Below are 362 nucleotides of genomic sequence, written 5' to 3'. Positions count from 1 at the left end.
GCACCTAAGTGCCTCGTCCCAGTCCCTTGAATTACGCGCCCGGATTTGCCTAAGCGCCTTCTATGAACCAGGAACTGCCTATTCCAACAGGCAGACAACCTTCCGCGATCCGTCCCCCCATCGCATCATACGACGGTGCAGGAATATTAACCTGCTTCCCATCAGCTACGCATCTCTGCCTCGCCTTAGGGGCCGACTCACCCTGCTCCGATGAACGTTGAACAGGAAACCTTGGGCTTACGGCGTGCGGGCTTTTCACCCGCATTATCGCTACTCATGTCAGCATTCGCACTTCTGATACCTCCAGCATCCTTTACAAGACACCTTCGCAGGCTTACAGAACGCTCTCCTACCATATCCTT

Annotated in this window: 1 rRNA gene; it reads right to left on the bottom strand. The window is 54.4% G+C overall.

Features of this window, described 5'->3' with window-relative positions:
• Positions 1–362: ribosomal RNA gene (locus GM658_RS28680) — 23S ribosomal RNA — on the bottom strand; the annotation flags it as partial.

Source organism: Massilia eburnea (assembly GCF_009720745.1).
GTDB lineage: Bacteria > Pseudomonadota > Gammaproteobacteria > Burkholderiales > Burkholderiaceae_D > Rugamonas > Rugamonas eburnea.
Note: the sequence above shows the minus strand (reverse complement) of the source record. Positions and strands in the feature narration are given on the sequence as shown.